The sequence below is a fragment of the Pseudomonas taiwanensis DSM 21245 genome (assembly GCF_000425785.1).
Lineage (GTDB): Bacteria > Pseudomonadota > Gammaproteobacteria > Pseudomonadales > Pseudomonadaceae > Aquipseudomonas > Aquipseudomonas taiwanensis.
On record NZ_KE384450.1, the window covers coordinates 538214 to 565166 of the forward strand.

The following is a 26953-nucleotide window of genomic DNA, read 5'->3' on the forward strand; positions in this document are numbered from 1 at the left end:
CCCGTTCGGTCAGTCCGGCAACAAACGGTCCCGGCTGTTGGACAGGTGCAAGCAGATCGCCGCCCGCGCCGCATCCGGGTCCTTGCGCCGAATGGCATTGAGGATGGCCTCGTGTTCGAGGTTGGCCAGGTAGGCATGGCGAGCCAGGTTGGCGCCCGAACGCTCGTTCAGGGCCATGCGGTTGCGCGGGATCATGCCATTGCCCAACTGCATCATCATCTCGGTGAAGTACAGGTTGCCAGTGGCTTCGGCAATCAGCAGGTGGAAACGCCGGTCGGGCTCGATGCAGCTGTCGCCGGCCGCTGCCAAGTCCTGGTAGTCGTCCAGCGCCTGGCGCATGCGCTTCAGGTGCTCGTCGCTGCGGCGCAGGGCGGCGAGGGCGGCGGCCTGGCCTTCCAGGCCGATTCTCAACTCCAACAGGTCGCGCACACTGGCGGCGTTCTCTGCCGCCACCCGCAAGCCCGCCTGGGCCTGGCGCTCGATCACGAAGGTGCCGATCCCGTGGCGTGGCTCCACCAGTCCCGACGCCTGTAGCTTCGACAAAGCCTCGCGTACCACCGTGCGGCTGACGCCATGCTCGCGCACGAGCGTGTTTTCTGAGGGCAGCTTGTCACCGGGCTGGAAGGTGCCCAGCAGAATGTGTTGGGTCAGGCTCGAAACCAGGTCGTGGGCGCGGCTGTGGCCACGGGAGTGGGTGTCCATGGGTTTTCCTGGTAGCCGTTAACTTGTATGACAAGATAATGCATCGAAATATTTTTTGCAGATTTTTTGTATCGAAGACGGAGTGGTCTTGCCGCTGTTTTAACGAATATCGCGCAATTTAGGCTTTTTGCAGCTTGTATTTTGCCATTTAGACGGTTTTTCACGTCTTGTCGTACAACTGCCCGGCGAATATGCTCGTTCCCACTGGCCTGTCAGACAACCCCGGCGGACTGCCTCCCGCCAACGACAGCCTCTCGACCCGCACAAAAACAATTAGTGGGAGATTTCACGTGAACGACACCCTCGATCCGTCCGCCCGAAGCGGTGGCGACGCGTTGGCCAGTGCCGTGGCCAAGGTCAAGCGCCATGTCCTGCCGCTGTTCGTCATCATGTTCATCGTCAACTACCTCGACCGCGTCAACATCGGTTTCGTGCGCCCGCACCTGGAAAGCGACCTTGGTATCAGCGCGGCGGCCTACGGTTTCGGCGCAGGGCTTTTCTTCATTGGCTACGCCCTGTTCGAAGTGCCGTCGAACATGCTGTTGCAGCGTGTCGGTGCACGCCTGTGGCTGACCCGCATCATGTTCACCTGGGGGCTGGTCGCTACGGCCATGGCGTTCGTGCAGAACGAAACCCAGTTCTATGTACTGCGCTTCCTGCTGGGGGTGGCCGAGGCCGGTTTCTTCCCAGGGGTCATCTATTACTTCACCCGTTGGTTGCCAGCTGCTGAGCGCGGCAAGGCCATTGCCATCTTCCTCAGCGGTTCGGCAGTGGCATCGCTGATTTCCGGGCCCCTGGCCGGCGCCTTGATGCAGATTCAGGGCATGGGCCTGCACGGCTGGCAGTGGATGCTGTTCATCGAAGGCATGGCCTCGGTGGTGCTGTGCTTCTTCGTGTTCTTCTGGCTCGACTCCAAACCACAGGACGCCAAGTGGCTGAGCAAGGCCGAGCAGGATGCCCTGGTCGAAACCATCGACCGCGAGCAGCGTGAGCGCGAGGCGGGCGGGGTGGTGAAGGTGTCGGCCTGGCGACTGCTCAAGGACCGTCAGATCGTGCTGTTCTGTGTGATCTACTTCTGCATCCAGCTGACCATCTACGCAGCGACCTTCTGGCTGCCGAGCATCATCAAGCGCATGGGCGAGCTGTCCGACATTCAGGTGGGCTTCTTCAACTCCATCCCCTGGCTGATCTCGATCCTGGCGATGTATGCCTTCGCGGCAGGCTCGGCGCGCTGGAAGTTCCAGCAGGCCTGGGTGGCCGCCGCGCTGGTGGTCGCGGCCATCGGCATGTTCATGTCCACCACGGGCGGGCCGGTCTTCGCATTCGTCGCCGTGTGTTTCGCCGCCATCGGTTTCAAATCGGCCTCGTCGTTGTTCTGGCCAATCCCCCAGGGGTACCTGGATGCGCGGATCGCTGCGGCGGTGATCGCCCTGATCAACTCCGTCGGCAACCTCGGTGGCTTTGTCGCTCCCACCACCTTCGGCCTGCTCGAGCAGCAGACCGGCTCGATCCAGGGTGGCCTGTATGGCCTGGCGGTGACCTCGGTACTGGCAGCGATCCTGGTGTTCTTCGTCCGCACCCGCCCCAACACCTCCTCGAACAGCCTCAAGCCGCAGTCGGCGTTGAGCCAGACCCACTGAACCTGCAGGAAACCCTACATGAACATGCAGAGCACTCCAGAATCCTTCAGCGGCTCCCCGGTACACACCGCCACCCCAGTGGTCACCGACCTGCGCGTGATCCCGGTGGCCGGCCACGACAGCATGCTGCTCAACCTCAGCGGTGCCCATGGCCCGTACTTCACCCGCAACGTTGTGGTGCTGCGTGACAGTGCTGGCAATACCGGCCTGGGTGAAGTGCCTGGCGGCGAGAGCATTCGCCAGACCCTGGAGGACGCCCGCAGCCTGGTGGTCGGCCAGCCCATCGGCCACTACCAGCGCGTGCTCAACGCCATGCGCCAGACGTTCGGCAACCGCGACGCTGCTGGTCGTGGCCTGCAGACCTTCGACCTGCGCATCACCGTGCACGCGGTGACGGCCATCGAGTCGGCCTTGCTCGACCTGCTTGGCCAACACCTGGGGGTGCCGATGGCAGCACTGCTGGGTGAAGGCCAGCAGCGCGAAGCAGTCAAGATGCTGGGTTACCTGTTCTACATCGGTGACCGTCAGCAGACCAGCCTGGCCTACCGCAACGAAGCCGACGCCGATAACGACTGGTTCCGCCTACGCCACGAAAAAGCCCTGACCCCTGAGGCCGTGGTGCGCCTGGCGGAAGCTGCGAAGGCGCGTTATGGCTTTGGCGACTTCAAGCTCAAGGGCGGCGTGCTGCGTGGCGAGGAGGAGATGGAAGCGGTCACCGCCCTGGCCGAGCGCTTCCCTGAGGCACGCATCACCCTGGACCCCAACGGTGCATGGTCACTCAAGCAAGCCATCGCCCTGTGCCGCGACAAGCACGCTGTGCTGGCTTACGCCGAAGACCCATGCGGTGCCGAAAATGGCTACTCGGGCCGTGAAGTGATGGCGGAATTCCGTCGTGCGACCGGGCTGCCGACCGCCACCAACATGATCGCCACCGACTGGCGGCAGATGGGCCACGCGATTCAGTTGCAGTCGGTGGACATTCCGCTGGCCGACCCACACTTCTGGACCCTGCAGGGTTCGGTGCGTGTAGCGCAGATGTGCAACGACTGGGGGCTGACCTGGGGCTCGCACTCCAACAACCACTTCGATATTTCCCTGGCCATGTTCACCCAGGTGGCGGCCGCGGCGCCGGGCGAGATCACCGCGATCGACACCCACTGGATCTGGCAGGACGGCCAGCGCCTGACGCGCGAGCCGCTGCGCATCGTCGACGGCCATGTGCGCGTGCCGCAGCGCCCCGGGCTGGGCGTGGAGCTCGATGAAGACCAACTGGCCAAGGCCCATGAGTGCTACCGCAACATGGGGCTCGGCGCACGGGATGACAGCGTGGCGATGCAATTTCTGATTCCGGGCTGGACGTTCGATCACAAGCGGCCCTGCCTGGTGCGCTGATTCCAATCTGCTCGCGAAAGCCCTTTCGCGGATAAACCGCTCTTGCAGGCACGGCGCCGTCCCCAAAAACCGCTGGGATCCTGTAGGAGCGCGTTTCACTCGCGAACACCGGCGAAGCCGGTGCCATCCTCCCGGAAACGTCTACTCCGCCCTTAACCCCGCCCCGCAGGCTCACGCCGCCCCAGCACATCCGCATGAAAAACGAAACCTCCAATCCGCCAGCAGGCGCGTTCAGACACGCCATCTGCAACTTGTGACGCAATCGGAAAACCCTTGTCGTGATCGCGCACCTACGGGACGTTCTCGTGTAATTTCCTACAGCCTCACGGGGCTTAAATGAAGCCCGAATTCCGCTGGCGCGTTGCTCTGTAAAGCGTGCAAAAGGCCTACAACAGAGCGCGAGTGACGTGCCCCTTACGTTCTTCCCAAGGAGATTTTTTCGCTTACGTCTGCCCGTCCTTTCCTTGTGTCAGCAAAAAGAGAACAACATCAATGAGCACCGTGGGATCTGATGGCAACCTTGCACAAGGTTTCAAGCCACGTCACGTAACGATGCTGTCCATCGCGGGCATCATCGGCGCCGGACTTTTCGTGGGTTCCGGGCACGCCATCGCGGCGGCCGGGCCAGCAACCATTCTTTCTTACTTCGTGGCCGGAACCCTGGTGGTGCTGGTCATGCGCATGCTCGGCGAAATGGCCGTAGCGCACCCCGATACGGGTTCATTCTCCACCTACGCCGACCAGGCCATAGGCCGCTGGGCCGGCTACACCATCGGCTGGTTGTACTGGTGGTTCTGGGTCCTGGTGATTCCCATCGAAGCACTTGCCGCCGGGCACGTGCTCAACGCCTGGTTCCCGCAGGTGGACAGCTGGATCTTCGCCCTCGCGTCAGTCCTGCTGCTGGCCAGCACCAACCTGTTCAGCGTGGCCAAGTACGGTGAGTTCGAGTTCTGGTTCGCCATCCTTAAGGTCACGGCGATTCTGGGCTTCATCGGCCTAGGTTTCGCCGCGCTGATGGGCTGGCTGCCCAACCGCGAAGTCAGCGGCCTGAGCACCCTGATGGCCGAGTACGGCGGCTTCGCCCCCAAAGGCTGGTCGGCGGTGGTCGGTGCCTTCATCACCGTGATGTTCAGCTTCATTGGCACCGAGGCGGTGACCATCGCCGCATCCGAGTCCAGCGACCCCTCGCGCAACATCGCCAAGGCCACCCGCTCGGTGATCTGGCGCATCAGCACCTTCTACATCCTGTCGATCTTCGTGATCATCTCGGTGGTGCCGTGGAACGATCCACAGCTTGCGGTGGTGGGTTCGTACCAGCGCGCGCTGGAGATCATGAACATCCCCAATGCCGCACTGATGGTGGATTTCGTGGTGCTGATCGCCGTCACCAGTTGCATGAACTCGTCGATCTACATCGCCTCGCGGATGATGTACTCCTTGGCCAAGCGCGGTGATGCCCCAGCCTTCCTCAACAAGACCTCCAAGGTCGGCGTGCCGCGTGCGGCCGTGTTCGGCAGCACCCTGATCGGCGCGGCCATCGCCGTCCTCAATTACTTCGCGCCCAAGGGCGTTTTCGAGTTCCTGCTCGCAAGCTCCGGCGCCATCGCTTTGCTGGTGTACCTGGTGATCGCCATTTCCCAGCTGCGCATGCGCCGTCGCCTGGAGCGGGAAAATGCCGAGCTGAAGTTCCGCATGTGGCTGTTCCCATGGCTGACCTGGGCGGTGATTGCCTTCATCAGCGGTGCGCTGGCGGTGATGATGTATACCCCGGAGCACCGGGCTGAGGTGACGGCGACCTTGAGCCTGGCGATCGTGATTTCCTTCCTAGGGATCGTGACCTCGCGTGGGCATGCGCGGGCAGTGGCGGTGCGGTCGGTGGGCTGATGGGGTTCACTGATTGAAGGTGAAAAGAGCACCCTGGGATGGGTGCTCTTTTTGTTTGGGGGCGACTTGCTTCAACGCAGCAGGCCCAATTCAGCATCATCCAGCAGGGCTTTGCCCAGCGCGCAGAGGTAATGCTCAGCCCATATCAGGCTGGGTTTGTCCTCCATCAACCCGTCGATGGTCAGGTCTCGTGCATAGCCCATCAGTTCCGAGGCCTGTTCGCGGGCGTTTTGGCAGGGGATGCCGGCTTCGATGCGAAACAGGGGGTGGGTCTGGTTTTCACCTTGGTAGAAGATGGTTTTGCCCACTGTGCATTTGATGTCTTCGGTGGCCATTGAGGAGTCTCCCTGGGGTGGGACGGTGCCTGGGCTGGCCCTATTGCCGGCAAGCCGAGCTCGTACAGGTTCAGCGCTCGACGAGGCGGGGCTGAGTGGGGGGAAAAGGGCCAGGCAGGTCGTGATGGCGGGTCAATGCAGCGTTTGCGGGTCCGCTGGTTTTTGGACCTGGGCCAGTGCGGTTTCGAGTAACCTTCGCAGGGTTTCGAGCTCGTGCATCGACGCCATGAGCAGCAACGATGCGGGCGATTTGGGCTGCATCAGCATCGCTTGATGCGCGACGGCTTCGGCACAGACTGCGTAGTCCGAGGCCAGGATGAGCGTGTCTTCCAGGGAATGGAGGTGGTGGGGTGGATCCGGCACTATCTTCAACATGATTGCTTCCATATCAGGGCTCTCACTCCCTGCTGTCAAACAGAGGGTGGCAGCTGTACGCGGGTTGACAGACCGGCGGAAACAACAAAGTTCCGGCGCACGCAAGCGTGCCCGCACGTACAGCTGCCATAGAGGCGAGCCGTGCTGTTGTTTACCGTCGCGACCTGTCAAAGTCATGCCGTTGATGAGCAACGACCGCCCGAGACTAAGACCCTGAATAGACGTCTGCAACGGAAAACAGGCGCGGGGAGTATCTTTGGGAAACGTCCTACATGAAAGGGGTTAAATCTGATTTTCCTGGTTCGCGTACCCAAAATGCCAGGCGCAAAAAGACGCACGAAGGCGTCTTCTTTTTTGGAATGTTTGGTGGGCCGGGGTAATCTGAAACAAGTCGGTATCTATTTGTTTTGGCTGGTGGACAAAAGTGCTTGGAATACCAGTTGGAACGCTGCGTGGTCTGGATTCCGATGGACGGTGCGTTTTGAGAACCGCCCCCAAAAACGAATCGGGTCGAATTTATCAAGCAAATGGTCGCACTGTTGATCGTTACCCCTGCGCTCGCCGGTACAGGGGCTTTCTAGCAAACGATATCTTCAATGATTGCCGTGTTGGCTAAGCCGACTCTCGAAGTATTGCGCCGTCTCTTTGTCGGTGCAGTACAGGTAGCAACCCTTCATCCCGCGTGTCATCAGGGTTCGGTACGTATTTTTGATGATCAGGTCTGTTTCACTTTTCGCGAGGGTAGGTTGCTCTTTCATCATTTTTTTCCAGCCGCGAATCGATTTATCGTGCTTGTCGCGCTCATCCGGGGATGTCACTACCTGACCGTCACGTACGACTAGATCTGGCCCGATAATCACGCCGATGTAGTCGACTTCCAAACCTTGGCAGGTATGAATGCAGCCAACCTGCTCGATGGAGTTCTCAGCGATGATCCATAGGCTGCCATCTTGATCCAGGTTCCATTGGCGTTTGTAGTCACCAATGACGATATCAGCAGCGGTGGGGTCTTTCTTGCTCAACCAAGGCCAGCAATAGCCCGCGACCACACGAGCTTTGTTTCCGTGGTTTTTCTCGTTGATTGCGTCATGCATCGCCTGAGGTGAGTCGAACACCTTAAACTCGTACTCTTGGGTCTCAAGCGTCGGATTTGCCGTCGAGCGAATGCCTAGCGTGTCATCCAGCCATGCCAGGTAACCGTCAGAACCACTGCAGCGAAACTGCGAAGACAGCACGTGTTCTTCAACCACAGCACCCTTGGCTTCTGCAAAGGCGCGTATCGCCTGCTTGCTGCCGATATCGCTCAAGGTTACACGCTGGTCCTCATCAATAAAGAAAATGGAGCATTTCGTTGAGTCAATCAGCTCCTTGATCTGGTTCTCCCCAAGGTTTCCATACAGCCCGCTTTTCTCATTCAGTCGGTGAGCTTCGTCCACGATGAGCGCATCGAATGTGTTGGGCTCAGTGTCGATGAATGCCCCAGAGCCTGAAAAGAAATTCGAGAAATGGCTGCGCTTGATGGTGCCAACCAGTTTGCTTTCGTAGACCTTGCGAGGGGCGGCATTCTTGGAGACGTATTTGCTCATCAGCTTCAATTCGGTGAGCTTCACCAGCAGATTGATAGCCAGAACAGTTTTTCCGGTGCCCGGTCCACCTTCGATGATCATCACCTTGGGTGCTTGGTCCGAAGCCTCGCTTGCCGCCGCAAGCGCCGACTCAAAAATTGCTTTCTGATCGTCAATCAATACGAACTCGGGTTTGCCTTTCATCAACCCCGCGAGGGCTTCGGCTAGCGCCTTGGATGGGCGAATTTTTCCTTCGGACAGCTCGTAAAGAACCTCTTTGTTGTCGCCATGACTTATATGCTTTTTCAGAAAGGTTCTGAGTTTACTGAGCTCTTCCGGGCCTTTCAGAAACAGCGGAGCCTTGCTGATGTGGGGCTCATAGTGGGCTGAATCTATGACACCGTCGCTGACGTAGTTATGGAGGTAGGCGCACGGACGGATTTCGATGCTTTTATTATACACCGCCTCGTTGAAGCCTTCCAGCAGCGCTGCATAGGACCATACCTGATAGGACGGGTGAATGGTCTCAATGAGGCCGCCACCCAACGCCGTTTTGACGATGGCGTCTTTGGTTGTGGCGTTGGCCTTGCTCCATTGCTTCAGCTCGATGAGTACGGCCTTCTTGGCCTGGTTTTCGTCGCGACCGGTGAGTAGAAAGTCGATTCGTTTCGACGACTGTGGAATGTGCAATTCAATGGCCAGACCTGCATCGCTCGGGAGACCCTCATCTCTAAGGACCTTGGCCATGTACGTCAGAGACCCTTGCCACGATCTGATTTCCGAGGAGCCAACGTTCTTGCCGGTAGCTTCCTTGTAATGCCTGAGGATCACCTCCTCAATGTCATCGTTATCGTTGTCTTTAAGAAATTGCTGTTTGGTCGCAGCGTAAACGATCACGGGTTGTCCTTAGGTGCGTGTGGGTCAGAGTCGGTCGTACTTTTTGCTGCTGCTTCTGGCTTTATCTACGGGGTACTTCTGACCATTCGAGGCGAGTTTCTGTGTCACCGCCTCGTTGAGGTCAATGCCAAGTACGCTGCTCAGGCGAACCAGGTACATCAATACGTCCGCCAATTCGTCCTTAACGGCTTGGCCGATTTCGGGATCTGTTGCGGCGGAGATCGAATCGGCATCGCTCATCCATTGGAAAATCTCGCACAGCTCGCCTACCTCGCCAGTGAGAGCCAGGATGAGATTTTTGGGGGAGTGGAATTGCTGCCAGTCGCGATCATCTGCGAACCGCTGGAGGGATGCGGCGAGCTTCACTACGTCAACCATGGGTGTGGATGAGCTGTCTGAGTCACTCACGGGGCTATCTCTTGGGCATCGTTGAGAAAATGTGTAGGAAATACGCCTGAGATTGTAAGAGTTTTTGCTGCTTTCGCATTTTTTTTGTGTCTTGTCTCGCCTGTTTGCTGTTAGCAAGACTGCTAGCCATAGTTCGCTATCCGCATCGAGCGAGGCGGCCATTCGTCCTCGCGAGATGGATGGATGAGCCAATCAAACTGATCGGCAGCAAACGCCCCAAATTTATGGTTGGTAGCGGGATGCTTTCGGCCCTCACCGGCCCATGTCGAAGGGCCGCTGACGGCCAAAAGCGGACGATTGAAGCGCCACCGGTTCAGCAGCCGTTTGGAATGTCTGCTTTAGCTAGATCTCTGTGCTCTGCGAAAGGCAGCTTGGGTCGTCTGCTGCCCTCCAGTTCAAGTTGCAGATTTTCGAGATTCGGTTTTAGTTAAAATTTTTGCTGCCTTCATCTGAGATTTTCGTGGCATCTGAAGCGTTTTGCTACTTTTCGTTAAAACACAATAAGCCGATTTGTTGGGCCAATCTTTAAGCTCGGTTTTTACCAGTTTTGCCGGGCAAAGCAGTAGCACCTCCCCAAAAGAAAAAAGTGGAAATGCGGAGACCAGAGGATGTGTGCGTAATGTCTCTACTGAATCCCAAACCTCAGTATCGAAGTCTTCTGTAGCGTAATTCTCGGTCAGCAAGAATTTGGCTACCATTGGGTCGCGGACCTTCATCAGGGAAGCCGCTGAGTACACAATGGTCAGAGTGCCTCCCGGTGCCCCCCCAATGATGACTACCGAGACCACGGATGCCGTCGCTAAGCATAGTGATATTCGTTTAAAAAGATCGGCTTTACTGGTATAGAATACGACTACTGGAATCAGCGTCATACTGGCGAAAATAATAGATATCAGCATCAACTTAGTAATGGCCTCAGGCGTATCTTCACCTGAGTAGGCCTTAAGAATGAGGCTCACGGGTAGCACCGTCGAAATAACCGTGCCGATCAGGCTTAATGCCAAGATAATCAAAAAGAAGACGCGAGTCACCTTGCTTTTTAAGCTTCCCGCTAGGTCTATGGTTGTGCAATAGTCCACAGCTTCTCTGAACGTCTGGCTTTTCCGAAGAGCCAAAATTGTTAAACACCCATACAAGACTACGCAAATTAGTTTATAACCGTCAGCGATCGTTACGCCTTTGAAAATCATTACCATCAGCGCTGCAATTCCAAACAGTACTGGGAAAACTAGAACTATTACCAAGTCGGCTTGAAGATTAGGACTGTCATTGAAGAGCGAGACAGATAGCCCAAATAACATGCTCGTTGTCATGAGCACAAGAAAATAGACCGCAACCAATAGCGAGATTACTGAAAGCCAAAGTACCAATGCTGACTTAGCTTCAATTGCTGAAGCCATCAAATCCGGACGACCGATGGCTGTCGTATAGGCCGACAGTGTATAGAATCCCAAAGTCGTCCCAATACCACCTATAATCATACTGAGTGGTGCCCAATATGTAAAAATCCGTTTAAATGTCCTTTTTATTTCCTCTTGAAAGGTTAAAGGCTTCTTTAGGTTCATGCATTAATTCCTTGGCATAATTTAAATACAGGGCGATCGTGCGCGAAGCTTTTGTCGCGAACTTCCCAGCCAGTCCTGTTTTCTGTGTCTGCGTCATCACCCGCGCGCCGGAGGACAAGGCCGCGGGCGCCAACTTTATGAGTATCAAAGTTCTAAGTTGTGGCTGTGTGGTGCTTCCGTCCGCTAGGGCTGGATTGATTGGCTTGTGATCAGGCCACAGTACGGGCATTAATCAGGCGGACTCCCTCGTAAATCTGTAGCAGAGAGTTTCATTCCTTGAATCGCTCATACGCTCGCCGCAAGTCGCTCGTATTCACCATCCAGGTAAGTGTCGACGGCTTTGATGTCGAGCCTTCCGTCCTGGTACCAGGAGTTGAGTTCCTTGAGTGCAAGGGTACCGAAGCGCGCCCAGGCAATAAGATTCGAGCGCAACATGAACTGGATCATGTCGCCGCCCGATCGAATCGCCGCATCGGCGCCATCCACTACGCAAAGCGTGCCGTGCGCCACCAGTAACATCCGCTGAAGTTCGGGGTTGGTGGACGATGGAATGCACTGAGCCCATTCCTTCTCGTGATAGAAGCGCTGTTTCACGATCCACATCACTCGGGTCAACATTTCGCTAAGCATCACCGGAATAGCCATTGCTAGGCCATGACGTAGGTCGTAGCCCTTTTCGAATACTTGGACGGCGATCGTGGCGAAGGTTTGCCGATGTTGCCCAAACTCGCCAACGTTGATGAATTGCAATAGCGAGTAGAACGGAATCGGAATACCCGCCCCCCGTGTCTTCGCGCCAGAGGAACCGGCCACATCCGAGAACAAGTGCCCCAGCCAGTTCATGAAACCGCAGAACAGCTTGGCCACCAGGTTCGATCCCTTGAGTTCGAAGGTATCGGTATTGACACTGATGATTCGGCCGCCATCGACGAAATGTGCGGTACTGATGAATTGATCGAGTATCGAGAAGAACAACCCGACAAGGTCCGGAGAATGCGCCAGGCTCTTGATGTGGTGGTTGCGTGTACTCATCTTGAACAGGCCGCTGACATCGCCCCCGTGCCGATGGTCGTAGTTGACCTTGTACTGCCTTTCAAGGAATCCAATGGCACTGGTTACCGGGTCACTGTCTTTGTTGGGACCTTGCCAACCGTTCCAAGAAGCAAACTTATGCACCGCTTTATCGGTCATGTCGTCCGTAAAGTGGGTGAGCGCCCCCTTGCCGGGGAGGCCGACGAATAGAACGTCCACTAGGCCGCCGATCAAGCCGCAGGTGCCGGCGATCATGTAGTCGTATTTGTCGCAGTGAGCGCCCTTGTACGAGAACTCGTCGCGTATGCGCTTTTCCAGCGCAATGCGTTGGCTTGCGCTCATCAGGTCGCGGAACGGATCGTGGCCAAACTCGATCCGCTGCCGCTGGGCATAGGCAGTGACTTTGTCGAGGTAACCACTCCAGCCGCTGTTGCCATTCATGTCGATGAAGTCGAGGCTTGGCAACGGCGTGGCGACGCTCACGATGTTTTCCTGTACGACATAGCTGCTCTCGACAAGCACCGCATCGTCGTCATCCACCTCGAAAATCACCTGGTTCCTTTCGACCAGCGTTTGAGCTTCGAACAGCATCAGTTCGAGCTGCTTGCGCCTCTGTGACTGCGTAACCTGCAGGTTTTGCAGTACACCATCGACCAGTCCCAAGTGGTTTTGCGCGGAGTTCAACTGGTGCTTTTGCACCAGCATCGCCTGGGCCTGTTCGGTCAACGCATCCTTCTTGCTCATGAGAACAGGCCAAGCAGCTTGCCCTTGGCCTTGTCTGCGATATCGGCGGCGCCGCCGACAAGTACATCGCTGACGTTGAAATAACCGACCGCTTCGAAAGCTCGGGCAAGGTTCTCCAGTGCCTTCGGCGAAACGCCTGGTTTGATCGCGAGCTTGAACGTCTCGATCTGCTGGCCATCTTTCTCCTGGGAGAACGAACGCTCTTCGTAGAACGACCTGATGAAGTCGTAGAGCTCTGCCTTAGTAGGCTCTTTGATGAGCGTCTTTAGCTTGGCGTCGTCGAGGAAACGAGCGCAGCGCAGTTTGGTCGCGCTGCTTTGGGTCGCTTCGCACTTGTTGGTCAGCACTGTACCGGCGCCGGTCATCTGCCCCATCATGGCGGTAAGGCGCTGAATCATTTGACCTTGCTCGCCATGCTCGGCCAGGGCCTGGTTCAGCCGATCGGTGATGTGGTTGAGGTCTTGCATCAGCAGCGAGATGGTGGCCTGGGTCTGCTTGATGACCTCGATCAGCATCAGTTCGCGTCGCTTCGAGCGCGTGAGCTCATCTGCACCCGTCAGTTTGCGCATGCCTGCGTATGCGCCCACACCGAGCAACACGGCGACACCAATTCCCGTGGTCATGCCGGACAGGCCGAGTATACCGCCCATGCCCAGAGTCGCTAGGCCGGACGTAAGCCCGGCCGCGGACATGCCCACCACCGAACCCGAGAGATACACCGCGGCCAATGGAGTGCCGACAGCCGCGGCCTTCGCCGAAAGAAGTTTCAGTGCGCTGACGATTTGGTCATCGGTGACGTCATCCTTCAGCATGCTGTGGTCGTTACGGATGGCGGTGACAGCGAGATCGATCTCGTCATCGGTGACCTGCAAGAGCGCGCGATTTTTTTGCAGGAAGCCGAAGGTCTCCAGCGAGCTGCCGCCAGTGGAGAAGTACAGGTTGATCAAGTCTTTGGTCAGCGAGATGTGCAGCGGCCTGATCTGCCCCCGTGGGCAATGCCTGTCCAGCTCCGCGAGCAGCGTTTCTAGCGGTGCCACCTGGTTGAAACCGGTCATGTAGGAGCGCATAGTGAGGCGCGACTCGGGTTCCAACTCCAGCCGCGTCATCAACAGCAGGATCTCCGCGAACTCTTTTTCATCGATGACCTCGTCGTTGTCGTAGGCCATGTTCACGATGACTTTGAGGTAAGCCACCTTGACCGCTTCGTCCATCTCTTCGAGCGGGATGAGCTGCTTTTCGTCCTGGAAATCGGTGAAGTTTTCGATCACGCCCTGCAGTACGGATGCGAGCGCCGCATAGTCGCAATCACTCAGGTCCTTGATGACCAGTTGGCTATTGTCCTTGCGCTCGATGATCAGGGCGTGTTCGAGCTTGTCCATGCTTCCGGTGTGCATCTGGGTGTACTTGGCGCTGCGGATCCCCTCGTAGGGGAAATGGATCGGGTCGGCAAATCCGGAGCGGTAGATCACTTGCTCGCCAGTGAACAACAGGCCGTCCTTTGCAGTGCCGAACAGGGTGTTGTCGAACAACGCCACGACATTTCCAGGCAACCCGTTGTATGCGAATGCCTTGAGTGCGTTGTTCAGCTTTTTTTCGTCGATCCCCGGAGCAACGGAAACATTCTTGGAAGAGATAGAGCCGAGGTTTTCGCGGAGATAGGCGCTAACGCTCATGAAAGATCCTTTTCTAGGTTAAGCGAGTCGCGACATGCTAACTCGGATGATGGCGCAATGCCATTTTGACTTTAGGCGATAGCGGCTAAGCGCAGGCCGTTCACGATTGGGCCTCCTTGCGTGCCGAATGGGCGCGCTTTAGCTCAGAATATTCGCGGTACAACTCGTAGCTCTTCTTGATCAGCACCACGAGCCCAATGGCTGCCAAGAGATTTTTCATGGCTTGTTCCTTTCGGGATTTGATTTGTTGGATTTGACGCAGCGCCCTGACTCGATGAGGAAAACTGTGTCAGGACAGGGGCACGATATGTAGGCTTCCAGCGCGTATCTAGAGTGTTTACATGTACAGGTAAACAATCCATGCAGGTTGTGGGGGCTGAGGCACGGGTGCATACCTGGGGTAGTTGGAAAGGGGCTGGTAGTTCGATAGGGGATATTCGAGCCTGGGGCCGGGAGGGAAGGGCGCTTGCCCGTGGACTACTCGATGTGGAGCTTCGACAAGTGAGTCAACGGGTGTCGAAGCGCCGCACATCTCTAGCACCATGGTGCGTCGCAAACTTTATATACGCCTGCACACTGGCCGCGATTCAACAGTCGTATCTCCTGCGACAGGGCTTATATATAGAGCCAAGGGGTCAATGTCTCCAGGTTCTTTACGACGATCTGCTGCGCTGAAGCCTTGGGCTCTAATTTTTTCGGATCGATTTGGTAGCGCTGAAGCACGTAACCCACGAGCGCGCACCGCGTCGAAATGACCAGTTCGCCATCGTCCATACCGAAGTCGACTTCGATGATCGCCTTCTGGTCAGGCTTCAGTCGCGAATCTGGCTCGATGATCACATCGATGAAGGTGTTCCATTCCTCGTCATCGCTGATCAGCTTCTCGCTCATACGCTCGAATTCCGGTTCCCCGCGGAATCTGCTCAACACGAAATCCCGATACTTGCGGTTCTTCTCGCAGTAGGCCCGTACATGCCAGCGCATGCCTGTGTAGATCAAGGTATGCGGCGAGATTAGTCGCGTCTCCGGAACCGGGTTTGCCAACGACACGTATTCAACGGCAATCACCTCTCCATTACGGCATGCCTTAAGCAGCGGTCTCAGCACCTCTGGACGAATTGTACGGTCCGGTACCTCCAGCACCTTGGTGTGTGCATAGGCCAGCGCCAGTCCCTCCACATGCGGTGCTCGCGAGTGGGTCTGGTTCAGCAGTTGTAGGTAAGCATTGGCACTGTCGTCGATGAACAGCGGCTTGAAGTGCTTACTCGGCACATAGCCCTTCAGTTGCTTGTCATATGTAAGGTTTTGAGGCGCATGTTCGGCGATGTAGGTATTGATGTCCTTGGACGCCTGCTGGCGGCTGATGCCGAAGCTCTGCATCAGATGGCCTGTGGTCAGGCGGCCTTCCCACCAAGCCACGGTCTCGATCAAACGATAGCGAAGTGCCAGGTCCCAGCGGATCTGATTGATCTCTTGAGTGCGTTTCATGGGCCGTCCATGTGCGTGATTTGTTTACCTGTACAAGTCTACAATCTATACGTGTAAAAAATCACTACATATCCTCTGGCTGTCTTCGGAACAAATTACCTAGCGAAAGGATGAGCATGACTACGATGGATGTGATTTCGATAGCGGCGCTGGTGATGATGGTGGTGATTGCTGTACTGCTGTTGGCCCACTACCTGAAGCTGCAGAAGATGTGGGCGGTGATCGTCAATTGTCGTACGAGCCTGCGTTGGGCGCGTATTCATGAGGCGGAGAATAGGGAACTGCGTTCGGCGTTGCGGGCGGAGAAAGCGCATGTGGATCAGTTGCAGAGGAAGGTAGCTTTAATGAACGCGGTAGGGCCAGAGGGCAAATGAATAGCGCCTCTGGGGCGAGCTGACCATCCTTGTCCTCCCTCACATGGAGGACAAGCCATGAAAACCACTTCGACCAGCAGCCATCAGACTTGGAACAAAGGAAAATTGGTCGGGCGAAAAGCACCGCTCCGACTGAAAGACAGCTGGGCCATTCCGGTAAGGCTTCAAATCGCGGAGGAAACTCGAGATTTAGCTCTTTTCTATCTGGCCATCGACAGCAAGCTACGAGCATGTGATCTGACCAAGCTTCGCGTACGCGACGTTGCTCATGGGGAGCACGTGTCATCGCTAGCGATAGTGATGCAGCAGAAAACCCAGCGGCCTGTGCAGTTTGCCAGACCGCTGTGGCTTGATTTCAAACCGAAAAATCGTCGGAAAACGCACTGACGGTTGATGCGATGGGGGCTTAGCCGCAGATGTGGAATGGGCTAGGAAGGCTGTCATAAAGCTGGCATTACCGAGCCAAAACAACCCATTTAGGCACAAAAAAGGCACTTGCGAGGTTCGCTAAGTGCCTGATTTGTAAGGATTATTTGGTGGAGCCGGGGGGATTTGAACCCCCGTCCGCCAGTACTCCGCTGTCGGTACTACATGCTTAGCCGTGTCTACTGAGTTAATCCGCAGCCGCCCGACGGGCAGGGTGCTTTGGACGAGTTGGGTAAGTTTTAGTCGCTTTGCCCCCAACGTGCTACACGACGATCCTGTTCTGTATGACAATCATTTCGGGTTTACAGGCATCCCCTGATGATTGCTGGAGCCGAAGCTACCAGGAGAGCGGGCTCAGCTGCTTACGCAGCGAGAGCGTAGCCCTCGTAGTTTTCGTCATTGGCAACTATAGAAAGTTGCAACAGTGGATTTACGAGTTCTGTTACCAACTCGGCATGCACCTAGAGTTTCGCTACCGGCGTCGAATCCTGATCGGCCCCACGCTACAGCTCTCTAGCTGGCTTACCTTTCGGTACGCACGATGGAGTATACGCGTTTGCGCGGGCGACGTCGACTGTCCGTCCTGTCGCCCGCCCCTTGGGGTCACGCTCCGCTCGGGGAGCCACTGCTCTTGTCGGTTTTCTCCAGACGCTCAAGCACTTTGGTGGTGATGGCGATGCACTCTTTGGTATCGCCTGAGGCTTGTGCTGCCTTGGCTTTGTCGACGTGCTCGGTGATGGCTTTGTCCAGGCCTTCGGAGGTGGCGCCGGCGGTGGCCATGCTGTCGTCGATTTTCTGCAGGTTGGCCGTGCAAAGGTCTTCGGCGGCGAACGCTGGGGCAGCCAGGAGGGTGGCCGCGGCGAAGAGGGCGGAAAGCGCAGTACCTTTCATGGGTGTCTCCTTTGAGGGCCTCTGGAAGGTGGGCCTGTTAGGTGGACTGTGGGGAGGTGCCGAGGGTTCAATCGGGGTGGTGGTGGGGGGGAGGGCTTGGGTTGTTAGGGGGATTGGGCGCGGCGCATCGCGAGCAAGGCTCGCTCCTACACTGGTTGGGGGCCGTTTTTGCCGATGCGATATGCGTGCGAGCGCTTGGGTGCCTAGCGCGATACCGGGTCGTACATACCAGGCGGTCGCGCGGATCTGTCACTGGCGTTATTGGCCCGAAACAGACGTAGGGAGCCAACTGTCTTTGCGCTTACGCCCGACCAACGCACCTATTAGGGCGTGCAGGCGCTAATTCTGCCTCCAGGGTACACGTTCGAACTGGCTGATCACCCCCAAGGCATCGCCCATGGGGGCCTGGGAGATCGAGCGCCGCCTGCGCGGCGCATCGCGAGCAAGGCTCGCTCCTACGATTCCTGCGGGATTCGCGCGCGAACGCCTGGGTGCATGGCACCATATCGTGTCGTACAAACCAGGCGGTCGCGCGCACCTGTCACTGTCGTGACTGGCCCGAAACAGACGTAGGCGCGAGCCTTGCTCGCGATGCGCCGCGCGGGCGGCGCTCGATCTCCCACCCCCTGAACACCTCAAGGCGATCACCTCTCGAGACCACCCACCGCCCTCAACTCAGCCCCCCCGAGGCCGTGTCACGCGGTCCACCAGGTACACCAGCCCGTGGTAGTCGATACCGCTATGACTGGACAACCCAATCTCACAGGTACGACTCGTAGAAATGCCCTCACTGCAATACTGCACCGCATCCTTCAAGCTGCGCAGCGAATGCGCATTGAGCTCAGGCGTGGTGAAGCCCTTGTCACCGGCAAAGCCGCAGCAGTGAATACCTTCCGGGATCACCACCTGATTGCTGCAACGCCGCGCCAGGTCGATCAGGGCCTGGCTCTCGCCCAGGTGCTGGGTGCTGCAGGTCACATGCACGGCCACCGGCTCGTCCTGAGGGGTGAACTCCAGCTTGTCGAGCAGGTGAGTGCGGATAAAGCGCACCGGGTCGTACAGGTCCAGGCGGGTTTCACCCAGGTCCTGCACCAGGCGCAGGGTGCAGGGGCTGGTGTCGCAATAGATCGGGTCGAGGCCGCCACGGCTGGCATGCAGCAGGGCGTTGATCAGCTCCTGGCGCTTGTGCTCGGCCTGCTCGGGATAACCTTTCGAGGCGAACGGCTGGCCGCAGCACAGGCTGTCGGCGTTCTCCGGGAACACCACTTGGTAACCTGCCTTTTCCAGCAGGGCGCGGGTCTTGTCGAGCAGTGAACTTTGCTCGCGGTCGGCATAAGCCGGGCCCATCACCCGCGAGACGCAGGCAGCCAGGTACACCACGCGTGGTCGGGCGTCGTTGCTGGCCGTGCCGAAATCCAGCGGGCGCAGCGGCTGGGGCATCGCCGGCGTCCACTGTGGCAAGCGGCCTTTACTGGCTTTGCTCAGGCTGGCGCTCAGGCGGCCCAGGCGGGGGGCGCCGAGCAGCTTGCGGGCGGTGTTGGCGGCGGTCAGGGTCAGGCGGGCACCGCCCAGCGCGGTGCCGAAGTGGTCGGCCAGCCAATCGGCGGTCTTGCCATGCTCGGCGGCCTGGCTGCGCAATTTCTTCACCAGTTCGCCGGTGTTGATGCCCACCGGGCAGCGCTGGGCGCACAGGCCGGTGGCAGCACAGGTGTCGATGCCTTGGTATTGGTAGGTCTGCAGCAGTTCGCGGGTGTCGATGCCGGCGCGTTTCTTGGCCTGGATGTCGCGCCACATGACGATGCGTTGGCGTGGGCTGAGGGTAAGGCCCTTGGACGGGCACACGGGCTCGCAGAAGCCGCACTCGATGCACTTGTCGACGATCTCGTCGGCCGCTGGCAGGGGCTTGAGGTGCTTGAGGTGGATGTCCGGGTCTTCGCTCAGCACCACGTCCGGGTTGAGGATGCCGTTGGGGTCGAGCAGGCGCTTGAGCGTCCACATCAGCTGATAGGCATCATGGCCCCACTCCAATTCGACGAACGGCGCCATGTTGCGGCCGGTGCCGTGTTCGGCCTTGAGCGAACCGCCGAACTCCACCGCCACCAGTTGCGCCACGTCATCCATGAAGGCTTGGTAGCGCGCCACTTCCTCGGCGCTGTTGAAGCCTTGGGTGAAGACGAAGTGCAGGTTGCCCTCCAGCGCATGGCCGAAAATGATCGCTTCGTCGTAGCGGTGCTTGTCGAACAGCTGGATCAACCGGTTGACGCCTTCGGCCAGTTGCTCGATGGGGAAGGTCACGTCTTCGATGATCACGGTGGTGCCGGTCTGGCGCACGGCGCCGACAGCGGGGAAGGTGTCCTTGCGGATTTTCCACAGCTGGTTGTACACCGCGGGGTCTTCGCTGAAGTCGACTTGCTGCTCCAGCGGGAACTCGGCGATGGAGGTCATTACCTGCTGCAGTTGTTCGTGCAGCAAGCTCCGGCTGGCGGCGCGGGACTCGATCAGCAGGGCGCAGGCGTGGTCCGACAGGCCTTTTACCCACAGCGGCATGCCGGGCATGTCCTGCACTGAACGCAGGCTGCGGCGGTCGAGCAGTTCGACGGCGGAAACCGGCTGGCGCTTGAGCACGGTCACGGCGCGGCAGCAGCTTTCCACGCTGGGGAATACCAGCAGGGCGCTGGCTTTGTGCGGGTGGTCCGGCACGGTGTCGTAGGTGACGGCACTGATGAAGCCCAGGGTGCCTTCGGAACCGACCAGCAGGTGCTGCAGGATATCCAGCGGTTTGTCGTAGTCCACCAGGGCGTTCAGCGACAGACCGGTGGTGTTCTTGAGCCGGTACTTGTGGCGGATGCGGTCGGCCAGTTCGGTGTTGGCGCGGGTTTCCCGACCGAGGCGGGCCAGGGCGTCGAGCAGGCTGGCGTGGCTGTGCTCGAAGGCTGCGACGCTGGCGGGGTCCTCGCTGTCCAGGCGCGTGCCATCGGCCAGCACCAGGCGCATGCCGGCCAGGGTGTGGTAAGTGTTCTGGGCCGTGCCGCAGCACATGCCGCTGGCGTTGTTGGCGACGATGCCGCCGATCTTGCAGGCATTGATCGAGGCCGGGTCGGGGCCGATCTTGCGGCCAAAGGGGGCCAGCCAGGCGTTGGCCTGGGCACCGATGACGCCGGGCTGCAGGCGGATCTGCTCGCCCTGGCCACGGATTTCGCGGCCGTTCCAGTTGTCGCCCAGGACGATCAGCACCGAGTCGCTGATGGCCTGGCCAGACAAGCTGGTGCCAGCCGCGCGGAAGGTGACCGGCACGCGTTCGCGCTGGGCCAGGTGGAGCAGGCCGACCACTTCGTCCTCGGACTCGACGCGCACGACCAGTTTGGGAATCAACCGGTAAAAGCTGGCGTCCGTGCCGAAGGCCAGGGTCGAGGTCGGGTCGTCGAAACGGCGTTCGGCGGGGATCAGGCGCTCGGCATCACGCAGGAACGCGGCGGGCAGGCTCATGCAGTCTCCTCGCGGGGCCGGGCGTCTGTCGCGCCGCGTGCCCCGGGTTTATCAGGCAGTCAGGCGGGGATGGCTTCGTGGGAGCGGCTCAGCGCGCCCAGTTCGCGAACCAGCGAATCGCGGGTGATTTCGCTGATCGACTTGGCACCGGTCAGCACCATCGCCACGCGCATTTCCTTCTCGAACAGTTCGAGCAGGTTCTTCACCCCAGCCTGGCCGTGGACGGCGAGGGCATAGAGGAAGGCGCGGCCGATCAGGACGGTGTCGGCACCCAGGGCGATCATGCGCACCACGTCCAGGCCACTGCGAATGCCGGAGTCGGCGAGAATCTTCAGGTCGCCTTTCACCGCGTCGGCAATCGCCGGCAGGGCGCGGGCGCTGGACAGCACGCCGTCGAGCTGGCGGCCGCCGTGGTTGGACACCACGATGCCGTCGGCGCCGAACTTGACCGCGTCGCGGGCGTCGTCGGCGTCGAGGATGCCCTTGATGATCATCGGGCCGTCCCAGAATTCACGAATCCATTCCAGGTCTTTCCATGAGATCGACGGGTCGAAGTTGTTGCCCAGCCAGCCGATGTAGTCGGCCAGGCCGGTGGGGTTGCCCCGGTACTTGGAGATGTTGCCCAGGTCGTGCGGGCGGCCCATCACGCCAACGTCCCACGCCCATTCAGGGTGGGTCATGGCTTGCAGCACGCGGCGCAGCGGGCCGTTCTTGCCGCTCATGCCGGAGTGGGCATCGCGGTAGCGGGCACCCGGCACTGGCATGTCGACGGTGAACACCAGCGTCTTCACGCCGGCGGCCTTGGCGCGCTCCAGGGCGTTGCGCATGAAGCCGCGGTCTTTGAGGACATACAGCTGGAACCACATGGGCCGGTCGATGGCCGGAGCCACTTCTTCGATCGGGCACACCGACACCGTGGACAGGGTGAACGGAATGCCATGGGCAGCGGCTGCGCGCGCCGCCTGCACTTCACCACGGCGCGCGTACATGCCGGTCAGGCCAACGGGCGCCAGGGCCACGGGCATGCTCAGGGTTTCATCGAACAGCTGGGTCTTCAGGCTCAGCTCGGACATGTTCTTCAGTACGCGCTGGCGCAGGGCGATGCTGGCCAGGTCCGAGACGTTGTGACGCAAGGTGTGCTCGGCGTACGCGCCGCCGTCGGCGTAGTGGAAGAGGAAAGGGGGCAGCTTGCGTTGGGCCGCGGCGCGATAGTCGGTGGAGGCGGAAATGATCATGGATTCTCGCAGCGTGGGTTGAGGAAGTTACCGGGCGCGCCATGGCGCCCGGCCCCTTTCACTTTAGTGATGAACCAGCATGCCGGTCAGCCAGTAAGCCTGGATCAGGGTGATCAGGCCGACGATGGTGGCGAAGAACAGGCTGTGCTTGACGGTGAAGCGGAACAGGTCGGATTCCTTGCCGACCAGGCCGGTCGCGGCGCAGGCCACGGCGATCGACTGCGGCGAGATCATCTTGCCGGTCACGCCGCCGCTGGTGTTGGCAGCCACCAACAGGGTGTCGTTGACCCCGATCTGGTGCGCGGTGGTGGCCTGCAGCGAGCTGAACAGCGCGTTGGACGAGGTGTCGGAACCGGTCAGGAACACGCCCAGCCAGCCGAGGAACGGCGAGAAGAACGGGAACGCAGCGCCAGTACCAGCCAGCACCAGTGCCAGGGTCGACGACATGCCCGAGTAGTTGGTGACGAAGGCGAAGGCCAGCACCATGCCAATCGAGAGAATGGGCCAGCGCAGCTCCCAGAGGGTTTCCTTGAAAGTGGTCAGACCAGTTTTGACGTTGATCTTGAGCACTGCCATGGAGATCAGCGCCGACAGGAAGATCGCGGTGCCGGTGGCGGAGATTGGGTCGAGCTTGAACACGGCCGGCATCGCGGTGGCGGTGGTGACGATCGGCGCGGTCTTGATCACCAGCTGGTCAAGGTGCGGGATGGCGAAGTTGAACACGAAGTTGTACATCGATCCGCCAGCGGCGAAGGCGGCTTTGAACGGCTTCAGGGTCCAGAGGGTGACCAGCACGGTGAGGATCAGGAACGGCGACCAGGCCTTGAAGATCTCGCCCAGGCTGTAGGGCGAAGGCTGGCTGCCACCGCTGCTGACCACGGCGGCGCCGACACTGCCCTTGGCTTCTGCGAACGAACGCTTGGGTTGCCACACTTTCAGGAACAGGGTCAGGGCGATCAGGCTGGCCAGTGCCGAGGTGATGTCCGGCAGTTCTGGGCCGATGAAGTTCGAGGTGAAGTACTGGGTGACGGCGAAGCTCAGGCCTGCGACCAGGGCTGCTGGCCAGGTTTCTTTCACGCCGCGCAGGCCGTCCATCATGAACACCAGCCAGAACGGTACGAACAGCGACAGCAGCGGCAGTTGACGACCGGTCATGGCGCCAATGTGGAAGGCGTCGATACCGGTGACCTGGCCCGCAACGATGATCGGGATACCCAGGGCGCCGAAGGCCACGGGCGCGGTGTTGGCGATCAGGCACAGGCCGGCGGCGTACAGCGGGTTGAAGCCCAGGCCGACCAGCAGCGCGGCCGTGATGGCCACCGGTGCGCCGAAGCCGGCCGCGCCTTCGAGGAAGGCACCGAAGCAGAAGCCGATCAGCAGCACCTGCAGGCGCTGGTCATCGGTGATCGACAGCACCGAGCTGCGGATGACTTCGAACTGGCCGCTCTTGACCGTGAGTTTGTAGAGGAACACCGCGGCAACGATGATCCAGGCAATTGGCCAGAGGCCGTAGAGGAAGCCATAACCGGCGGCGGCGAAGGCCATGTCGGCAGGCATCTGGAAGGCGAAGATCGCCACCAGGATCGACAGTGCAAGGGTGATGCTGCCGGCGACGTGGCCTTTGAGGCGGAACACGGCGAGCGCGAGGAAGAAGAACACGATAGGGATGACCGCCGCCAGTGCGGACAGGCCGAGACTACCAAGCGGGGTATAGAGTTGTTGCCAGGTTTGCATATGGGGTGGCCCCTAATTGTTGTTGGTCAGGCACTGGCATTGGATAATTGGTAAGACCAATTTACAATGGCTGGACGCTAGGTTAAAAGCGCTGTCGTGGGTGTGTCAATTTGTCCGAGGCAAAACTTTGGTCGCGTGCCGATGAGTGGCCAGCTGATTGGCTGGCAAAATCCATAGCTGATGGGTGTCTGCGCGGCGCGGATCGGCGAGAATAGACGCCCCCCGAAACAAGCAGGGGGTTCGTGGAGAGCATGTGATGGTTTTTGATCAGGTCCGCCAACGGCGTCTGTCCGACGACATCGTCGATCGGTTGGAAGGGATGATTCTCGAGGGTACCTTGACCTCCGGGCAGCGGCTTCCTGCGGAGCGCGTGCTGGCCGAGCAGTTCGGGGTGTCCCGTCCGTCGCTGCGCGAGGCCATCCAGAAGCTGGTGGCCAAAGGGTTGCTGGTCAGCCGTCAGGGTGGCGGCAACTATGTCGCGCAGAGCCTCGGTTCGACCTTCAGTGACCCTCTGCTCCAGCTGCTCGAGCACAGCGCCGAGGCGCAGCGCGATTTGCTCGAGTTTCGCCATACCCTGGAGGCGTCCTGCGCCTATTACGCGGCGCAGCGTGCCACCGAGCCTGATCGCGTGCGCCTGAAGGCGGCATTCGACACCTTGCAGGACTGCTATACCCGGGTCGATGAAGTCACCCGGGCGGAGGAGGGCGCAGCCGATGCGCGTTTCCACTTGGCCATTGCCGAGGCCAGCCACAATGCGGTGCTGCTGCACACCATCCGTGGGTTGTTCGACCTGCTCAAGCGTAACGTGGTGACCAATATCGGCGGCATGTACCAGCAGCGCTCAGAAACCCGGGACATGCTGATCAGTCAGCACCGGGAGCTGTACCTGGCGATTGTCGAGGGCAGGGCTGACGATGCGCGGGAGGTGTCCAGCCGGCACATTCTGTATGTGCAGGAGGTGCTGGAGGAGGCGCATGAAGAGGCGCAGCGGGTCGCGCGGGCGGAGCGGCGTAGCGGGCGTTGAGTACGCTGGCCTTTTCGCGGGTTTGCCCGCGAAAGGGCCAGCACAGGCCGAAGCGTATTACTCTTCCTTGCCCTTGTTGCGCACCGCACGCTGCAGCTCGCGGTTGGAGTCGCGTTCGCGCATGGTATCGCGCTTGTCGAACTCCTTCTTGCCCTTGCCAAGCGCGATTTCGCACTTGATCAGGTGCTTGCTCCAGTACAGCGACAGCGCCACGCAGGTGTAGCCTTTTTGCGCCACGGAGGCTTCCACGCGCTCGAGCTCGCGCTTGTTCAGCAGCAGCTTGCGGGTGCGGGTGGGGTCGGCGATGACATGCGTGCTGGCGGTGGTCAGCGGGGTGATGTGACTGCCGAACAGCCAGGCCTCGCCATCCTTGAGCAGCACATAGCTGTCGGTCAGGTGTGCCTTGCCGGCCCGCAGGCTCTTTACTTCCCAACCGGACAGGACCAGTCCGGCCTCGAACTTGTGTTCGATGAAGTAATCGTGTCGCGCCTTCTTGTTCTGCGCGATGGTCCCGGTCGGATGTTTCTTTTGTTTAGCCATAGGGGCGGCATTATAGGCAGTCGCTGCGTCGTCGGCTACGGGATTTCAGTGTGCTTGAGCCAGTGGAATGAATACCGGACAATACGGGCCCTGTCTTTTGCACAGAACCTGTTTTCGGCACGCTGCGAAGCGCCGCCACCCAGCCTTGGAAGTGACGCCTGGATGACTACCCATATTCAACGCTCCGCCCTGCTGCCGTATCCCGCCCAGGCGCTGTACGATCTGGTCAACGACGTAGCCAGCTACCCGAAGTTCCTGCCCTGGTGCTCGGCATCGACCGTGATCGAAGCCAGCGATACGCACATGCGCGCGAAGCTGGAAGTGGCCAAGGGTGGCATGAGCCAGCAGTTTGTAACGAGCAATGTGCTGGTGCCAGGCCAGTCCATCGAGATGAATCTCGAAGAAGGGCCGTTCACCCAGTTGCATGGTGTATGGGTGTTCAAGCCGCTGGGTGAAAAGGCCTGCAAGATCAGCCTGGACCTGTCCTTCGACTATGCCGGGCCTATCGTGCGGGCAACCCTGGGGCCGTTGTTCAACCAGGCGGCGAATACCCTGGTAGATGCGTTCTGCCAGCGCGCCAAGCAGCTCAATGGTTGAGCGCTCGCTGAAAATCGAAGTGGTCTACGCCACGCCCGAGCGCCAGTGGTTGCTTGCCTGCGAAGTGCCCCGTGGTACGACCGTACGCGAGGCGTTGCGTGTTTCGGGGATTGCGGGGCAGGTGGCCGGTCTGGATGTCGAAGGTTGCCCTGTGGGCATTTTCGGCAAAGTTGTCAGTGACCCGGCGGTGCGCCAGGTAGAGGAGGGCGATCGCCTGGAGATCTATCGGCCCCTGCTGGTCGACCCTCTGGAGGCGCGCAAGCAGCGCGCCGCCAAGGCCAGGGCCAAGCGCTAGTCGCCTGGGGTGCACAAAAAAGCCCGGATGCGATCCGGGCTTTTTGTTGTCCGCAATATTACTGCGGCGAGGTTTCCAGCGGTGCTGGGGTCGGGACCGGGGTGGTCTCGATGGTGTCGATTTCGCGCTGGATGGATTCTTCCACCGAACCGGGTTTGGCAGGTTTTTCTTCCGGCTGCGGCGTCGGTTGGCCTTCGCCGGCTGGGCTGACGGTGGTGTCGCCGCTGCCGCCGAGAATTTCCTGGTCCTTGCTCACGCCGGGCATGAAGTCGCCGGACAGGCTGACCAGTTGGTCGCTTTCGTTGAAGAAGACGCTCATGCGCTCCTGCTGGCGCTGCCCGCCACCAGGCTGCAGACTGTACAGGTAGTCCCAGCGGTTGGTGTTGAACGTGTCCTGAATCAGCGGGTTGCCCATGATAAACCTTACTTGCCGGCGGGTCATTCCGGGACGTAATTGGTCTATCATGTCTTGCGTAACGACATTGCCCTGCTGGATGTCGATTTTGTAAACCCCGGGAAACGAGCAACCGGCGAGTGCGAGCAGTCCCACAAAGGTGAGGCTGGTTAGCAAGAGCTTGGTGTTTTGCATCGGTGGGCGACTTCCACTATCTTGGCTGGACAACGTAAACCCCGATCATACCCGTATTAAGA

Annotated in this window: 22 protein-coding genes, 1 other RNA gene and 1 pseudogene; 8 read left to right on the top strand and 16 right to left on the bottom strand. The window is 59.3% G+C overall.

Going from position 1 to position 26953, the window contains the following annotated elements; genetic code table 11:
- Positions 1 to 9 precede the first annotated feature (9 nt).
- A complete protein-coding gene (locus H620_RS0121375) occupies positions 10 to 702 on the bottom strand; it encodes a FadR/GntR family transcriptional regulator (protein ID WP_023378586.1) in 693 nt (230 codons plus the stop codon).
- 290 nt (positions 703 to 992) lie between these two features.
- Between H620_RS0121375 and H620_RS0121380 the strand changes: the two genes are divergently transcribed.
- The 3 genes from H620_RS0121380 to gabP all read left to right on the top strand — a co-directional run bounded on the left by H620_RS0121380 (position 993) and on the right by gabP (position 5618).
- Entirely contained in the window at positions 993 to 2342 is a 1350-nt protein-coding gene (locus H620_RS0121380) for an MFS transporter (RefSeq protein WP_023378587.1), read from the top strand.
- Positions 2343 to 2366: 24 nt separating this feature from the next.
- Positions 2367 to 3734 (top strand): glucarate dehydratase, encoded by a 1368-nt coding sequence (gudD, locus tag H620_RS0121385; RefSeq protein ID WP_425311465.1) that lies wholly within the window; start codon positions 2367 to 2369, stop codon positions 3732 to 3734.
- Positions 3735 to 4226: 492 nt separating this feature from the next.
- Entirely contained in the window at positions 4227 to 5618 is a 1392-nt protein-coding gene (gabP, locus tag H620_RS0121390) for a GABA permease (protein WP_023378589.1), read from the top strand.
- 71 nt (positions 5619 to 5689) lie between these two features.
- On the opposite strand, the gene H620_RS0121395 is transcribed toward gabP, so the two are convergent.
- The 8 genes from H620_RS0121395 to H620_RS0121435 form a co-directional block, all read right to left on the bottom strand.
- The gene (locus tag H620_RS0121395; protein WP_027908008.1) at positions 5690 to 5953 is read right to left on the bottom strand and encodes a DUF3077 domain-containing protein; all 264 of its coding nucleotides are present in this window, start codon (positions 5951 to 5953) and stop codon (positions 5690 to 5692) included.
- Positions 5954 to 6085: 132 nt separating this feature from the next.
- The gene (locus H620_RS0121400; RefSeq protein WP_027908009.1) at positions 6086 to 6328 is read right to left on the bottom strand and encodes a hypothetical protein; all 243 of its coding nucleotides are present in this window, start codon (positions 6326 to 6328) and stop codon (positions 6086 to 6088) included.
- Positions 6329 to 6921: 593 nt separating this feature from the next.
- Positions 6922 to 8790, bottom strand: a complete 1869-nt coding sequence (locus tag H620_RS0121405) for a DUF2075 domain-containing protein (protein ID WP_027908010.1) — start codon at positions 8788 to 8790, stop codon at positions 6922 to 6924.
- A gap of 24 nt (positions 8791 to 8814) precedes the next feature.
- A complete protein-coding gene (locus H620_RS0121410) occupies positions 8815 to 9198 on the bottom strand; it encodes a nucleotide pyrophosphohydrolase (RefSeq protein WP_027908011.1) in 384 nt (127 codons plus the stop codon).
- Between the two features lie 395 nt (positions 9199 to 9593).
- Positions 9594 to 10763, bottom strand: a complete 1170-nt coding sequence (locus H620_RS0121415) for a hypothetical protein (protein ID WP_027908012.1) — start codon at positions 10761 to 10763, stop codon at positions 9594 to 9596.
- 285 nt (positions 10764 to 11048) lie between these two features.
- Entirely contained in the window at positions 11049 to 12539 is a 1491-nt protein-coding gene (locus H620_RS0121420; protein ID WP_027908013.1) for a hypothetical protein, read from the bottom strand.
- The gene (locus H620_RS0121425; RefSeq protein WP_244880977.1) at positions 12536 to 14008 is read right to left on the bottom strand and encodes a hypothetical protein; all 1473 of its coding nucleotides are present in this window, start codon (positions 14006 to 14008) and stop codon (positions 12536 to 12538) included. Before H620_RS0121425 ends, H620_RS0121420 begins: the two co-directional genes overlap by 4 nt.
- 819 nt (positions 14009 to 14827) lie before the next feature.
- Complete coding sequence (locus H620_RS0121435; RefSeq protein ID WP_027908015.1) at positions 14828 to 15700, bottom strand: helix-turn-helix transcriptional regulator; 873 nt, start codon at positions 15698 to 15700, stop codon at positions 14828 to 14830.
- Positions 15701 to 15816: 116 nt separating this feature from the next.
- On the opposite strand from H620_RS0121435, the gene H620_RS0121440 reads away from it, so the two are divergent.
- Positions 15817 to 16074, top strand: coding sequence for a hypothetical protein (locus H620_RS0121440; RefSeq protein WP_027908016.1), 258 nt, complete (start codon positions 15817 to 15819; stop codon positions 16072 to 16074).
- A 57-nt stretch (positions 16075 to 16131) separates the two neighbouring features.
- Positions 16132 to 16407: pseudogene (locus H620_RS26070) on the top strand (integrase); the annotation flags it as partial.
- Positions 16408 to 16608: 201 nt separating this feature from the next.
- On the opposite strand, the gene ssrA reads toward H620_RS26070, so the two are convergent.
- The 5 genes from ssrA to H620_RS0121465 form a co-directional block, all read right to left on the bottom strand.
- Positions 16609 to 17000, bottom strand: a transfer-messenger RNA (tmRNA) gene (gene ssrA, locus H620_RS26755).
- Between the two features lie 103 nt (positions 17001 to 17103).
- Positions 17104 to 17391, bottom strand: a complete 288-nt coding sequence (locus H620_RS0121450; protein ID WP_023378599.1) for a hypothetical protein — start codon at positions 17389 to 17391, stop codon at positions 17104 to 17106.
- A 675-nt stretch (positions 17392 to 18066) separates the two neighbouring features.
- On the bottom strand, positions 18067 to 20877 hold the full coding sequence (locus H620_RS0121455; RefSeq protein WP_027908017.1) for an FAD-binding and (Fe-S)-binding domain-containing protein: 2811 nt from the start codon (positions 20875 to 20877) through the stop codon (positions 18067 to 18069).
- Positions 20878 to 20936: 59 nt separating this feature from the next.
- The gene (gene lldD, locus H620_RS0121460) at positions 20937 to 22112 is read right to left on the bottom strand and encodes an FMN-dependent L-lactate dehydrogenase LldD (RefSeq protein ID WP_023378601.1); all 1176 of its coding nucleotides are present in this window, start codon (positions 22110 to 22112) and stop codon (positions 20937 to 20939) included.
- Positions 22113 to 22175: 63 nt separating this feature from the next.
- Positions 22176 to 23846: a lactate permease LctP family transporter gene (locus H620_RS0121465; RefSeq protein ID WP_023378602.1), complete on the bottom strand. Its 1671-nt coding sequence runs from the start codon at positions 23844 to 23846 to the stop codon at positions 22176 to 22178.
- Positions 23847 to 24102: 256 nt separating this feature from the next.
- On the opposite strand from H620_RS0121465, the gene H620_RS0121470 reads away from it, so the two are divergent.
- Positions 24103 to 24870 (top strand): FCD domain-containing protein, encoded by a 768-nt coding sequence (locus H620_RS0121470; protein ID WP_023378603.1) that lies wholly within the window; start codon positions 24103 to 24105, stop codon positions 24868 to 24870.
- Between the two features lie 57 nt (positions 24871 to 24927).
- Here the strand turns inward: H620_RS0121470 and smpB are convergent, their stop codons facing one another.
- The gene (smpB, locus tag H620_RS0121475; RefSeq protein ID WP_023378604.1) at positions 24928 to 25410 is read right to left on the bottom strand and encodes an SsrA-binding protein SmpB; all 483 of its coding nucleotides are present in this window, start codon (positions 25408 to 25410) and stop codon (positions 24928 to 24930) included.
- Between the two features lie 162 nt (positions 25411 to 25572).
- Here smpB and H620_RS0121480 point away from each other — a divergent pair, with 162 nt between their 5' ends.
- Together H620_RS0121480 and H620_RS0121485 are read left to right on the top strand one after the other, a co-directional pair.
- On the top strand, positions 25573 to 26007 hold the full coding sequence (locus tag H620_RS0121480) for a type II toxin-antitoxin system RatA family toxin (protein WP_023378606.1): 435 nt from the start codon (positions 25573 to 25575) through the stop codon (positions 26005 to 26007).
- Positions 26000 to 26302 (top strand): RnfH family protein, encoded by a 303-nt coding sequence (locus tag H620_RS0121485; protein WP_027908018.1) that lies wholly within the window; start codon positions 26000 to 26002, stop codon positions 26300 to 26302. Before H620_RS0121480 ends, H620_RS0121485 begins: the two co-directional genes overlap by 8 nt.
- Positions 26303 to 26360: 58 nt before the next feature.
- On the opposite strand, the gene H620_RS0121490 is transcribed toward H620_RS0121485, so the two are convergent.
- Positions 26361 to 26891: an outer membrane protein assembly factor BamE gene (locus tag H620_RS0121490; RefSeq protein WP_023378608.1), complete on the bottom strand. Its 531-nt coding sequence runs from the start codon at positions 26889 to 26891 to the stop codon at positions 26361 to 26363.
- Positions 26892 to 26953: the final 62 nt, after the last annotated feature.

What these genes read in the sequence shown, in the direction of transcription:
- H620_RS0121375 (WP_023378586.1), bottom strand. Translation starts at nt 702, where the DNA reads ATGGACACCCACTCCCGTGGCCACAGCCGCGCCCACGACCTGGTTTCG.
- gudD (WP_425311465.1), top strand. Translation starts at nt 2,367, where the DNA reads ATGCAGAGCACTCCAGAATCCTTCAGCGGCTCCCCGGTACACACCGCC.
- gabP (WP_023378589.1), top strand. Translation starts at nt 4,227, where the DNA reads ATGAGCACCGTGGGATCTGATGGCAACCTTGCACAAGGTTTCAAGCCA.
- H620_RS0121395 (WP_027908008.1), bottom strand. Translation starts at nt 5,953, where the DNA reads ATGGCCACCGAAGACATCAAATGCACAGTGGGCAAAACCATCTTCTAC.
- H620_RS0121400 (WP_027908009.1), bottom strand. Translation starts at nt 6,328, where the DNA reads ATGTTGAAGATAGTGCCGGATCCACCCCACCACCTCCATTCCCTGGAA.
- H620_RS0121415 (WP_027908012.1), bottom strand. Translation starts at nt 10,763, where the DNA reads ATGAACCTAAAGAAGCCTTTAACCTTTCAAGAGGAAATAAAAAGGACA.
- H620_RS0121420 (WP_027908013.1), bottom strand. Translation starts at nt 12,539, where the DNA reads ATGAGCAAGAAGGATGCGTTGACCGAACAGGCCCAGGCGATGCTGGTG.
- H620_RS0121435 (WP_027908015.1), bottom strand. Translation starts at nt 15,700, where the DNA reads ATGAAACGCACTCAAGAGATCAATCAGATCCGCTGGGACCTGGCACTT.
- H620_RS0121440 (WP_027908016.1), top strand. Translation starts at nt 15,817, where the DNA reads ATGACTACGATGGATGTGATTTCGATAGCGGCGCTGGTGATGATGGTG.
- H620_RS0121450 (WP_023378599.1), bottom strand. Translation starts at nt 17,391, where the DNA reads ATGAAAGGTACTGCGCTTTCCGCCCTCTTCGCCGCGGCCACCCTCCTG.
- H620_RS0121455 (WP_027908017.1), bottom strand. Translation starts at nt 20,877, where the DNA reads ATGAGCCTGCCCGCCGCGTTCCTGCGTGATGCCGAGCGCCTGATCCCC.
- lldD (WP_023378601.1), bottom strand. Translation starts at nt 22,112, where the DNA reads ATGATCATTTCCGCCTCCACCGACTATCGCGCCGCGGCCCAACGCAAG.
- H620_RS0121465 (WP_023378602.1), bottom strand. Translation starts at nt 23,846, where the DNA reads ATGCAAACCTGGCAACAACTCTATACCCCGCTTGGTAGTCTCGGCCTG.
- H620_RS0121470 (WP_023378603.1), top strand. Translation starts at nt 24,103, where the DNA reads ATGGTTTTTGATCAGGTCCGCCAACGGCGTCTGTCCGACGACATCGTC.
- smpB (WP_023378604.1), bottom strand. Translation starts at nt 25,410, where the DNA reads ATGGCTAAACAAAAGAAACATCCGACCGGGACCATCGCGCAGAACAAG.
- H620_RS0121480 (WP_023378606.1), top strand. Translation starts at nt 25,573, where the DNA reads ATGACTACCCATATTCAACGCTCCGCCCTGCTGCCGTATCCCGCCCAG.
- H620_RS0121485 (WP_027908018.1), top strand. Translation starts at nt 26,000, where the DNA reads ATGGTTGAGCGCTCGCTGAAAATCGAAGTGGTCTACGCCACGCCCGAG.
- H620_RS0121490 (WP_023378608.1), bottom strand. Translation starts at nt 26,891, where the DNA reads ATGCAAAACACCAAGCTCTTGCTAACCAGCCTCACCTTTGTGGGACTG.